Source organism: Streptomyces sp. NPDC055078 (assembly GCF_053607985.1).
In genome coordinates this window covers 1-11,595 of the sequence record NZ_JBSGUP010000226.1, presented here as the reverse complement: position 1 = coordinate 11,595, position 11,595 = coordinate 1, and the positions used below count along the sequence as shown (strand labels likewise).

The following is an 11,595-nucleotide window of genomic DNA, read 5'->3' as shown; positions in this document are numbered from 1 at the left end:
CCCCGGTCGGTCGTTCCTAGGGGGGCGTGGACGCCGGTAAGGTGGCGTGCACCGTTGCTGTAATGACGCGGGGGCTCTGCCCTCGTACCGTGCGGTCCGCCCCGACGGGGATCGTACGGATCGCCCGATACGTACATGTCGAATTTCGTCGATCCTCAATACCGTCACCTCTGACGCAGTAGCGCGGGGGTCGCAGGAGGCACCGTGCTCACCGCGTTCGCCCGGGCGTTCAAGACGCCCGACCTGCGCAAGAAGCTGCTCTTCACGCTCGCCATCATCGTGTTGTACCGCCTCGGGGCGCACATTCCCGTGCCGGGCATCGATTACCAGAACGTACAGATCTGTGTCGAGGCTGCGCAGCAGAACAACAACAGCCTGTTCGGCCTCGTGAATATGTTCAGTGGTGGCGCACTGCTGCAGATCACCATCTTCGCGCTCGGCATCATGCCGTACATCACGGCGAGCATCATCCTTCAACTGCTGACCGTGGTCATCCCGAGGCTGGAGGCCCTCAAGAAGGAGGGCTCGTCCGGCACGGCGAAGATCACGCAGTACACCCGGTATCTGACGGTCGCGCTCGCCGTCCTCCAGGGCACCGGTCTGGTCGCCACCGCCCGCAGCGGTGCGCTGTTCAGCGGTTGCCGGGTCGCCAACGAGATCGTCCCGGATCAGTCGATGTACACGATCGTCGTCATGGTGATCACCATGACCGCGGGCACCGCGGCCGTCATGTGGCTCGGTGAGCTGATCACGGACCGGGGCATCGGCAACGGTATGTCGATTCTCATGTTCATCTCGATCGCGGCCGGCTTCCCGGGCGCCCTGTGGGCCATCAAGGAGAGCGGCACGCTCGCCAAGGGCTGGATCGAGTTCGGCACCGTCATCCTCGTCGGCTTCGTGATGGTGGCCCTGGTCGTCTTCGTGGAACAGGCACAGCGTCGTATCCCTGTTCAGTACGCGAAGCGCATGATCGGGCGGCGGTCGTACGGCGGGACATCCACGTACATCCCGCTCAAGGTGAACCAGGCGGGTGTGATCCCGGTCATCTTCGCGTCGTCGCTGCTCTACATCCCGGCGCTGGTGGCGCAGTTCTCCGGCGGCAGTTCCGGCTGGAAGACCTTCATCGAGTCGTACTTCGTCAAGGGTGACCACCCCTACTACATCACCGCGTACTTCCTGTTGATCGTCTTCTTCGCCTTCTTCTATGTGGCGATCTCGTTCAACCCCGAGGAAGTCGCGGACAACATGAAGAAGTATGGTGGCTTCATCCCGGGTATCCGGGCTGGTCGACCTACTGCCGAGTACCTGAGCTATGTGCTCAACAGGATCACTTGGCCGGGCTCGCTGTACCTGGGTCTGATTGCTCTTGTACCGACGATGGCGTTGGCGGGCTTCGGAGGCGCGAACCAGAACTTCCCGTTCGGCGGGACGAGCATCCTCATCATCGTGGGTGTGGGTCTGGAGACCGTGAAGCAGATCGAGAGCCAGCTCCAGCAGCGCAATTACGAAGGGTTCCTCCGCTGATGAGAATCGTCCTCGTCGGTCCACCTGGTGCCGGCAAGGGTACGCAGGCCGCGTACCTCGCCGAGAACCTCTCGATCCCGCACATCTCCACGGGTGATCTCTTCCGCGCCAACATCAGCAAAGGCACCGACCTCGGTCGGCAGGCCAAGTCCTATATGGACGCGGGAGAGCTGGTCCCCGACGAGGTGACCATCGGGATGGCGAAGGACCGGATGGACCGGCCGGACGCCGTGAACGGCTTTCTGCTGGACGGCTTTCCGCGCAATGTCCCGCAGGCCGAGGCGCTCGACGCGATGCTGAAGTCCGAGGACATGACGCTGGACGCGGTGCTCGACCTGGAGGTCCCGGAGGACGAGGTCGTCAAGCGGATCGCGGGCCGCCGTATCTGCCGCAACGACTCCAGCCATGTCTTCCACGTGGCCTACTCGCCGCCCAAGAAGGACGGTGTCTGCGACACCTGCGGCGGGGATCTGTATCAGCGCGACGACGACTCCGAGGCGACCGTGCGCAAGCGCCTGGAGGTCTACCACACCCAGACCGAGCCGATCATCGACTACTACCGGGGCCAGGGCCTCGTGGTGACGATCTCCGCGCTCGGCAAGGTCCAGGACGTCACACGGCGCGCGATGGACGCCCTGAAGAAGCAGTAGCGGTTATTCCCGGACGTACGGCCGCGGTGTCCCCAGGGCATCGCGGCCGTCCGCGTGCGGGGGCCGGCACGGCAGCGCGGCACGGCAGCCGATACGTCATTCGGCGCATCGGCCCATAATCGAGGGAGCAGCGGAGGGCAACCGCCTCCGTGACAGCGGCGGCGGTCGAGCCGCGAAGAAGGGGCAGGACAAGGCCATGGTGCAGATCAAGACCCCGGACCAGATCGCGAAGATGCGCGAGGCGGGGCTGGTCGTCGCCGCCGTCCACGCGGCGACCCGCGAGGCCGCCGTCCCCGGAGCGACCACCAGGGACCTGGACGAGGTCGCCCGCAAGGTGATCGCCGACCATGGCGCGAAATCGAACTTCCTGGGGTACGGCGGGTTCCCCGCGACCATCTGCACCTCGGTCAACGAGGTCGTGGTCCATGGCATCCCCGACGACAAGACCGTCCTCAAGGACGGTGACATCCTCTCCGTCGACGCCGGCGCGATCATCGACGGCTGGCACGGGGACGCCGCGTACACCGTCTTCATCGGCGACGGGCACGCCCCCGAGCTGATCGAGCTGTCCCGGGTCACCGAGGAGTCCATGTGGGCCGGTGTCGCCGCGATGAAGCCGGGCAACCGGCTGGTGGACGTCTCCCGCGCCATCGAGACCTTCATCCGCCGCCAGCCCAAGCCGGGTGGCGGGCGATACGGGATCATCGAGGAGTACGGCGGCCATGGCATCGGCACCGAGATGCATATGGACCCGCATCTGCTGAACTATGTCTCCCGCAAGCGCGGCAAGGGCCCCCGGCTGGTCCCCGGCTTCTGTCTGGCGATCGAGCCGATGGTCTCGCTCGGTACGCCCCGTACCGAGGTGCTCTCGGACGAGTGGACCGTCATCACCACCGACGGCACCTGGTCCTCGCACTGGGAGCACTCCGTGGCGGTGACGGAGGAGGGCCCGCTGGTCCTGACCGCCCCCGACTGCGGCCGGGCCCGACTCGCGGAGCTGGGGATCACGGCGGCGCCCGACCCGCTGGGGTGAGTGGGGCCGGCGGACCGCTCGGCCGACCCGCTCGGCCGACCCGCTCGGATGAGCGGCTCCGGTGGGCGGCTCGGTTGAGCCGAAAGAGTGAATCGTACGGCTGTTCGGTGCGGGTGGCCGGGAGTCGCCTGCGTAACGATCTTCGTGAGTGGGCAAACTCCCGGGATTCGTCTTTTCGAATGGCCTGACGTAGACTGATGCGTCGGCTCTCGTGTATCCGTGTGTCCACTTTCCGTGGTCACTGACGGAGGACGGGAGCTGATCAAGGTAGCCGATTCGAAGGGCGAAGCGTGGCCAAGAAGCAAGGTGCCATCGAAATCGAGGGCACCGTGATCGAGTCCCTCCCGAACGCGATGTTCAAGGTGGAGCTTCAGAACGGTCACAAGGTCCTCGCGCACATCTCCGGCAAGATGCGGATGCACTACATCCGAATCCTCCCGGACGACCGGGTCGTCGTGGAGCTGTCTCCGTACGACCTGACGCGTGGCCGGATCGTCTACCGATACAAGTAGATCTTGTCGCCACCCCGCTCTAGGAAACGGGGTGTCGGCACTGACCCGGAAGAACCTGACATCCCATGAAGGTCAAGCCGAGCGTCAAGAAGATCTGCGACAAGTGCAAGGTGATCCGCCGTCACGGCCGGGTCATGGTCATCTGCGACAACCTGCGCCACAAGCAGCGCCAGGGCTGACGTACACCGACCACCTGCACCTTCGCAGTTCTTCGCGCGACGCGAGCAATTCGTACATACGCAGAGTCCGCCCAGCCCGCACAGGGTCGGCGACACCTCCGGCGGGGGCCGGGGACCCGGACGTACCACCGTTTCTCCGGAAGCTTTTCCGAAGCGCGGTCGGCGGCCAGGGAATGGCACTGCGGAAGACCCCCGAAAACACAGGAGCCATTGAATGGCACGCGTTTCCGGTGTCGACATCCCGCGCGAAAAGCGTGTGGAGATCGCACTCACCTACGTCTTCGGTATCGGGCGCACCCGGTCCAAGGAGATTCTCGTCTCCACCGGTGTGAACCCGAACACCCGCGTTCGTGACCTGGCCGAAGAGGACCTCGTCAAGATCCGCGAGTACGTGGACGCCAACCTCCGTACCGAGGGTGACCTCCGCCGCGAGATCCAGGCCGACATCCGCCGCAAGGTCGAGATCGGCTGCTACCAGGGCCTGCGGCACCGTCGCGGTCTGCCGGTCCACGGCCAGCGCACCAGCACGAACGCCCGTACCCGCAAGGGTCCGCGTCGCGCGATCGCCGGTAAGAAGAAGCCGGGCAAGAAGTAGTCCACAGCGGACACTCATCCGCGGTCTTCGCTGTAGGACCGACCACCTCCCTGTAGGAGATTTAGATGCCCCCCAAGGGTCGTCAGGGCGCTGCCAAGAAGGTGCGCCGCAAGGAAAAGAAGAACGTCGCTCACGGCCACGCGCACATCAAGAGCACGTTCAACAACACCATCGTCTCGATCACCGACCCCTCGGGCAACGTGATCTCCTGGGCCTCCGCCGGCCACGTCGGCTTCAAGGGCTCGCGCAAGTCCACCCCCTTCGCCGCGCAGATGGCCGCCGAGTCGGCCGCCCGCCGCGCGCAGGAGCACGGCATGCGCAAGGTCGACGTCTTCGTCAAGGGTCCCGGCTCCGGCCGTGAGACCGCGATCCGCTCGCTCCAGGCCACCGGCCTGGAGGTCGGCTCGATCCAGGACGTCACCCCCACGCCGCACAACGGCTGCCGTCCGCCCAAGCGCCGCCGCGTCTGACGCGGGCTACGGCCAGGGTGGTGCCCTGCTGGGGGTGTGGGGGTCGCCCCCCACATGACCGCAGTACGGCTGCCGTCCGCCCAAGCGCCGCCGCGTCTGACGCTCCGCGTCTGCCGTGTCACGGCGTTTGAGCTGAAAAGTGTTCGGGCGGGGCGCCTCTTTCGGGGCGTACCGCCCGTACCCTTGTAAGACATATGTCGGGCGTCAAATAGCGGGCGCCCCCGACTGAAGGATTCATTCATGCTGATCGCTCAGCGCCCTTCGCTGACCGAAGAGGTCGTCGACGAATACCGCTCCAGGTTCGTGATCGAGCCGCTGGAGCCCGGCTTCGGCTATACCCTCGGCAATTCTCTGCGCCGTACGCTCCTCTCCTCGATCCCGGGTGCGGCCGTCACGTCCATCCGTATCGACGGTGTCCTGCACGAGTTCACCACCGTGCCGGGCGTCAAGGAGGACGTCACCGACCTGATCCTCAACATCAAGCAGCTCGTCGTCTCCTCGGAGCACGACGAGCCCGTCGTGATGTACCTGCGCAAGCAGGGCCCGGGGCTGGTCACCGCCGCCGACATCGCGCCCCCGGCCGGTGTCGAGGTGCACAACCCCGACCTCGTCCTCGCCACGCTCAACGGCAAGGGCAAGCTGGAGATGGAGCTGACCGTCGAGCGCGGTCGCGGCTATGTCTCCGCCGTCCAGAACAAGCAGGTGGGCCAGGAGATCGGCCGGATCCCGGTCGACTCCATCTACTCGCCGGTGCTCAAGGTCACCTACAAGGTCGAGGCGACCCGAGTCGAGCAGCGCACCGACTTCGACAAGCTGATCGTCGATGTCGAGACCAAGCAGGCGATGCGTCCGCGTGACGCCATGGCCTCCGCCGGCAAGACCCTGGTCGAGCTGTTCGGTCTCGCCCGCGAGCTGAACATCGACGCCGAGGGCATCGACATGGGCCCGTCGCCGACGGACGCCGCGCTCGCCGCGGATCTGGCCCTGCCGATCGAGGAGCTGGAGCTGACGGTCCGCTCCTACAACTGCCTCAAGCGCGAGGGCATCCACTCGGTGGGCGAGTTGGTGGCCCGCTCCGAGGCGGACCTGCTCGACATCCGCAACTTCGGCGCCAAGTCGATCGACGAGGTCAAGGCGAAGCTGGCGGGTATGGGCCTGGCGCTCAAGGACAGCCCGCCCGGATTCGACCCGACGGCCGCGGCGGACGCGTTCGGTGCGGATGACGACGCGGATGCGGGTTTCGTGGAGACCGAGCAGTACTAGTCGCCCCCGGCGGGGTGCGCGGGGTCCAGGCCGTGGCGGCCGAGCCCGGTGGGCCCCTGCGCGTCCGTTGTGGTTGTTCGCGCAGTTCCCCGCGCCCCTGACGGGGCGCACCCACTGCCCGTAGGCGTCCGCCTGCGGGGTCCTGACACCGGTACCTGATACGGCCGGTGCAGCACACAAGGAGAAACACCATGCCGAAGCCCGCCAAGGGTGCCCGTCTGGGCGGCAGCGCAGCGCATGAGCGGCTGCTTCTCGCGAACCTGTCGAAGCAGCTCTTCGAGCACGGCCGCATCACGACGACCGAGGCCAAGGCCCGCCGCCTGCGTCCGGTCGCCGAGCGGCTGATCACCAAGGCGAAGAAGGGCGACATCCACAACCGTCGCCTGGTGCTCCAGACGATCACCGACAAGGCGATCGTGCACACGCTCTTCACCGAGATCGCCCCGCGGTACGCCGAGCGCCCGGGTGGCTACACCCGGATCACCAAGATCGGCAACCGCCGTGGTGACAACGCCCGGATGGCCGTGATCGAGCTGGTCGAGGGCGAGATCGCCAAGAAGGCGACCGTCGCCGAGGCCGAGGCCGCCGCCAAGCGCGCGGTCAAGGAGGACGCCCTTAAGAAGGACGCCCCCAAGAAGGATGCGCTCTCCAAGGACACCGAGGCTCCGGTCGAGGACGCTCCGGTCGAGGACGCGAAGCCCTCGGAGGCCGAGTCCAAGGACGCCTGATCGCGTGCTGTGCGCGGGCCCGTTCCCTTCGGGGGAGCGGGCCCGTTCCGCGTGTACAGGGCCTGAGAGGGCTCCGAGAGGGCCCGAGAGGGCCCTGAGGGGGCTCTGAGAGGATCGAAGACGTGAGTGATGAGGTGGCGGAGGCGGCGGAGGTGGCGCCGCCCGTACGGGTGCGGCTGGACCTGTCGTACGACGGCAGGGACTTCTCCGGGTGGGCCAAGCAGGCCGGCGGGCGGCGCACCGTACAGGGGGAGATCGAGGACGCGCTGCGTACGGTGACGCGGTCCTCGCGGACGTACGAGCTGACCGTCGCCGGGCGCACGGACGCCGGGGTGCACGCGCGGGGGCAGGTCGCGCATGTCGATCTGCCGGGCGAGGTGTGGGCCGAGCACCGGGAGAAGCTGCTGAAGCGGCTCGCGGGGCGGCTGGGGCGCGATGTGCGGATCTGGCGGGTGGCGGAGGCGCCCGCGGGGTTCGACGCCCGGTTCTCCGCGATCTGGCGGCGGTACGCCTACCGGGTGACCGACCACCCCGGTGGCGTCGATCCGCTGCTGCGCGGTCATGTGCTGTGGCACGACTGGCCGCTGGACGTCGGCGCGATGAACGCGGCGGCCGAACGGCTCGTCGGCGAGCACGACTTCGCGGCGTACTGCAAGCGGCGCGACGGCGCGACGACCATCCGTACGCTCCAGCGGCTGTCCTGGGAGCGGGACGCGGCCGGGATCCTCACCGCGACCGTGCGGGCCGACGCCTTCTGCCACAACATGGTGCGCTCGCTGGTGGGGGCGCTGCTGTTCGTGGGGGACGGGCACCGGCCGGTGGACTGGCCCGCGAAGGTGCTGGCGGCGGGCGTACGGGACTCGGCGGTCCATGTCGTACGGCCGCACGGGCTCACCCTGGAGGAGGTCGGCTATCCCGCCGACGCACTGCTCGCCGCCCGGAACCGGGAGGCCCGCAACAAGCGGTCGCTGCCCGGGTCAGCCGGCGGGTGCGGTGGCGGCTGCTGACGCCTGGACGTTGCCGCGGCGCACGATCTGCCGGAAGGTGAACTCGGCGAGGTCGTCGCCGGCCTGGAACGCCTTGGTGTCCTTCGAGGTGACGGACTTGGCCTTGGTGTAGCCGGTGGCGGTGAAGTAGGCGTAGCGGCCGTAGGAGTTGGCGGTGTACCGGCAGACCGGGCCGCCCTTGCAGAAGGCGGGCACTCCCGGGCTCATCAGCGGGGTGATCGTCTTGCCCCGGGTGGTCGCCGAGACCGCCTTCTTCGCCTCGGCCTCCTGGCCGAAGACGGCGACGCCGACGGTGACCGCGATGCCGTCCTTGCTGTACGTGGCGCGGAAGACCTGGTCACAGCCGTTGCTCTTCAGGACGGCGCCGAGCCCGCCCTGGGTGGCCGCGACGCAGCCGGCGGTGCGGGCGGTCGCGCCCTTGGCGTACACCCGGTCGGTCATGGTGAGCTTCTTGCCGGGGAAGAGGGACTCGGCGCTCAGGGGGGCGGTGTCCTTCTTCTCGCTGGAGATGAAGTCCTTGGGGTTCGGCGGGGGCAGCGGGGCGACCGAGGAGAACGACGGCTCGGCGGGGGCGGAGCCGCTCGGCAGGTCCTGGGGGCCGGGCAGCTCGTTCGCCGTGTTCTGGGACGGGCTCGCCCCCTTGTCGTCGGAGGTGACGATCGCGGTCGCCACGATGCCCGCGACCGCGGCGGTCGCGAGCGCGCCGCCGCCGATCATCAGCCAGCGTCTGCGGCGGGCGCGGGACGCGGCGGCGTCGGCGAGGGCCGCCCAGTCGGGAGTGCTGTCGCTGTCGGTGTACTGGGCCCGCTGGGTGCCGAACGGATCGAACGGATCCGGTGCTCCCTGACGGGAGTTGTACGGATCCTGGCCGTGTCCGCCGGACCCCCACTGAGGCCCCCCCTGCCCAAAGCTCATGTCGCGCATCCTAAACCGGTTGGCCGTACGGGGGACCGGCCCTCATCATCGGAGGATGGGACATCTCGAAGCCGCGCATCTGGAGTACTACCTGCCGGACGGGAGGGTGCTGCTCGCGGATGTCTCGTTCCGGGTGGGCGAAGGCGCGGTGGTCGCCCTGGTCGGGGCCAATGGCGCGGGAAAGACGACGCTGCTCCGGCTGATCTCCGGGGAGCTGCGGCCCCACGGCGGCTCGGTGACGGTCGGCGGCGGCCTGGGGGTGATGCGCCAGTTCATCGGCTCGGTGCGGGACGAGCGGACCGTACGGGACCTGCTGGTGTCGCTGGCCCAGCCCCGTATCCGGGCGGCGGCTCAGGCCGTGGACGCGGCCGAGGAGCTGATCCTCACCGTCGACGACGAGTCCGCGCAGATGGCGTACGCGCAGGCGCTGAGCGACTGGGCGGAGGCGCGCGGCTACGAGGCGGAGACCGTCTGGGACATGTGCACGACAGCCGCGCTGGGCATTCCGTACGAGAAGGCCCAGTGGCGCGAGCTGCGCACGCTCTCCGGCGGCGAGCAGAAGCGGCTGGCGCTGGAGGCGCTGCTGCGGGGGCCCGATGAGGTGCTGCTGCTGGACGAGCCGGACAACTATCTGGATGTGCCCGGCAAGCGCTGGCTGGAGGAGCGCCTTAAGGAGACCCGTAAGACCGTCCTCTTCGTCTCGCACGACCGGGAGCTGCTGTCCCGTACGGCGCAGAAGATCGTCAGCGTGGAGCCGAGCCCCGCGGGGTCGGACGTCTGGGTGCACGGCGGCGGATTCGCCACGTACCACGAGGCGCGGCAGGAGCGGTTCGCGCGGTTCGAGGAGCTGCGGCGGCGCTGGGACGAGAAGCGGGCGCAGCTCAAGCGCCTGGTCCTGGACATGCAGCAGTACGCGGCGCGCAGTGACGAGATGGCGTCCCGCTATCAGGCGGCGAAGACCCGGCTGCGGAAGTTCGACGAGGCGGGACCGCCGCCGGAGCCGCCGCGGAAGCAGGAGATCCGGATGCGGCTGCGCGGCGGGCGCACCGGAGTGCGGGCGCTGACCTGCGAGAAGCTTGAGCTGACCGGCCTGATGAAACCGTTCGACCTGGAGGTCTTCTACGGCGAGCGGGTCGCGGTCCTGGGGTCGAACGGCTCGGGGAAGTCCCACTTCCTGCGGCTCCTCGCGGGCGACACGTCCGTGGCGCACACGGGGATGTGGAAGCTGGGCGCGCGCGTCGTGCCCGGCCATTTCGCCCAGACGCACGCCCACCCGGAACTGCTGGGGCGCACCCTGGTCGACATTCTGTGGACCGAGTACGCCAGGGACCGGGGCGGCGCCATGTCGGTGCTGCGGCGGTACGAGCTGGAGCGCCAGGGCGACCAGAGCTTCGACAAGCTGTCGGGCGGGCAGCAGGCGCGGTTCCAGATCCTGCTGCTGGAGCTGGCGGGCACGACGGCCCTGCTGCTGGACGAGCCGACGGACAACCTGGACCTGGAGTCGGCGGAAGCCCTTCAGGACGGTCTTGAGGTGTACGACGGGACCGTGCTCGCGGTGACGCACGACCGCTGGTTCGCGAAGACCTTCGACCGCTATCTGGTCTTCGGGTCGGACGGGGTGGTGCGCGAGACCGCGGGCCCGGTCTGGGACGAGCGGCGGGTCGCGCGGACGCGGTAGGGGCACGTCTTTCGGAGATCGGGGCCGCCGTGGATAAGGCGGGTCGCGCGGGCGCGGTAGGGGCAGGGGTTCGCCGGGGGCGATCGGGCGGGGCGTCGCGGGAGCGGGCGGCTCGCGATGGTGGGCGGTGCTCGCGCATACCGACCGTCGGGCCGTGGCCCGTACATCACGGTATGCTGTACGTTCCGCGGCCCCGGCCCCCCGGGGGGAGCCGTACCTCGCGGACGTCCTGGGACCTCTCCGCTGCCGGGTCCCGCCCCCGTGGGCCCGGAGGACCCCCGGGGGGCAGGTTCCGTCCCCGGGCCGGCTCCGGCACCCCCCGCCCGGCACTCCCGTCCGGAGGAACCCCTCGCGTTTTGACCCGTCCGGGCGTGCCCGGGTAAGCTGCTGCTTCGTTATGCGTATTGGCTTGCTCTATCTCACGTGAGGGGCCCTTACGCCGGTCCGCCGGGCCGATGACCAGCGGCAGGCACTCGGGTTGCGTCCCCGGTGTGCCGCCAGGGCTGTCGTGATCGTCCGGGTGGCCTTGTCAGGACCCCGCTCTCCATGCCCTCAGGGGCCGGGGGAGTCCCACTCACTGAAGAAGCGAAGGCTACGACCGTGCGTACGTACAGCCCCAAGCCCGGCGATGTGACGCGCCAGTGGCACATCATCGACGCGCAGGACATCGTCCTGGGCCGTCTGGCGACCACCGCCGCCACCCTTCTGAGGGGCAAGCACAAGCCGATCTACGCCCCCCACGTCGACGCGGGTGACTTCGTCATCATCGTCAACGCCGAGAAGGTGCACCTGTCCGGCAACAAGCGGACGCAGAAGATGGCGTACCGCCACTCCGGTTACCCGGGTGGTCTGCGCTCCGTCCGCTACGACGAGCTGCTCGCCAAGAGCCCCGAGAAGGCGGTCGAGAAGGCCATCAAGGGCATGCTCCCCAAGAACACCCTGGGCCGTCAGATGCTCTCGAAGCTGAAGGTCTACGCGGGCGAGAACCACCCGCACGCCGCTCAGCAGCCGGTCCCGTTCGAGATCACCCAGGTCGCGCAG

13 protein-coding genes are annotated in these 11,595 nt (G+C 68.5%); 12 read left to right on the top strand and 1 reads right to left on the bottom strand.

The features are described from left to right. Nucleotides 1-204: 204 nt before the first annotated feature. The 10 genes from secY (at nt 205) to truA (ending at nt 7,961) form a co-directional block, all read left to right on the top strand. Nucleotides 205-1,524, top strand: a complete 1,320-nt coding sequence (gene secY / locus ACWF94_RS19965) for a preprotein translocase subunit SecY (RefSeq protein ID WP_453489764.1) — start codon at nt 205-207, stop codon at nt 1,522-1,524. Further along, the gene (locus ACWF94_RS19960; protein ID WP_453489761.1) at nt 1,524-2,174 is read left to right on the top strand and encodes an adenylate kinase; all 651 of its coding nucleotides are present in this window, start codon (nt 1,524-1,526) and stop codon (nt 2,172-2,174) included. Before secY ends, ACWF94_RS19960 begins: the two co-directional genes overlap by 1 nt. 196 nt (nt 2,175-2,370) lie before the next feature. Beyond that, entirely contained in the window at nt 2,371-3,207 is an 837-nt protein-coding gene (gene map / locus ACWF94_RS19955; RefSeq protein ID WP_453489758.1) for a type I methionyl aminopeptidase, read from the top strand. Between the two features lie 290 nt (nt 3,208-3,497). Continuing rightward, nucleotides 3,498-3,719: a translation initiation factor IF-1 gene (gene infA, locus ACWF94_RS19950; RefSeq protein WP_003956442.1), complete on the top strand. Its 222-nt coding sequence runs from the start codon at nt 3,498-3,500 to the stop codon at nt 3,717-3,719. A 65-nt stretch (nt 3,720-3,784) separates the two neighbouring features. After that, nucleotides 3,785-3,898 (top strand): 50S ribosomal protein L36, encoded by a 114-nt coding sequence (gene rpmJ, locus ACWF94_RS19945; RefSeq protein WP_003956441.1) that lies wholly within the window; start codon nt 3,785-3,787, stop codon nt 3,896-3,898. A 214-nt stretch (nt 3,899-4,112) separates the two neighbouring features. Continuing rightward, nucleotides 4,113-4,493 (top strand): 30S ribosomal protein S13, encoded by a 381-nt coding sequence (gene rpsM / locus ACWF94_RS19940; RefSeq protein WP_453489755.1) that lies wholly within the window; start codon nt 4,113-4,115, stop codon nt 4,491-4,493. Nucleotides 4,494-4,558: 65 nt separating this feature from the next. After that, on the top strand, nt 4,559-4,963 hold the full coding sequence (gene rpsK, locus ACWF94_RS19935) for a 30S ribosomal protein S11 (protein WP_003956432.1): 405 nt from the start codon (nt 4,559-4,561) through the stop codon (nt 4,961-4,963). A gap of 240 nt (nt 4,964-5,203) precedes the next feature. Beyond that, a complete protein-coding gene (locus tag ACWF94_RS19930) occupies nt 5,204-6,226 on the top strand; it encodes a DNA-directed RNA polymerase subunit alpha (RefSeq protein ID WP_003956430.1) in 1,023 nt (340 codons plus the stop codon). A 191-nt stretch (nt 6,227-6,417) separates the two neighbouring features. Then, complete coding sequence (gene rplQ / locus ACWF94_RS19925; protein WP_453489752.1) at nt 6,418-6,954, top strand: 50S ribosomal protein L17; 537 nt, start codon at nt 6,418-6,420, stop codon at nt 6,952-6,954. Nucleotides 6,955-7,076: 122 nt separating this feature from the next. Beyond that, nucleotides 7,077-7,961, top strand: a complete 885-nt coding sequence (gene truA, locus ACWF94_RS19920; RefSeq protein WP_453489750.1) for a tRNA pseudouridine(38-40) synthase TruA — start codon at nt 7,077-7,079, stop codon at nt 7,959-7,961. On the opposite strand, the gene ACWF94_RS19915 is transcribed toward truA, so the two are convergent. Next, a complete protein-coding gene (locus ACWF94_RS19915) occupies nt 7,932-8,876 on the bottom strand; it encodes a hypothetical protein (protein WP_453489747.1) in 945 nt (314 codons plus the stop codon). The genes truA and ACWF94_RS19915 overlap by 30 nt on opposite strands. A gap of 55 nt (nt 8,877-8,931) precedes the next feature. On the opposite strand from ACWF94_RS19915, the gene ACWF94_RS19910 reads away from it, so the two are divergent. Beyond that, nucleotides 8,932-10,554, top strand: a complete 1,623-nt coding sequence (locus ACWF94_RS19910) for an ABC-F family ATP-binding cassette domain-containing protein (protein WP_453489745.1) — start codon at nt 8,932-8,934, stop codon at nt 10,552-10,554. A gap of 600 nt (nt 10,555-11,154) precedes the next feature. Then, nucleotides 11,155-11,595: 50S ribosomal protein L13 (gene rplM / locus ACWF94_RS19905; protein WP_453489742.1), on the top strand; the 441-nt coding region annotated here is incomplete at its 3' end.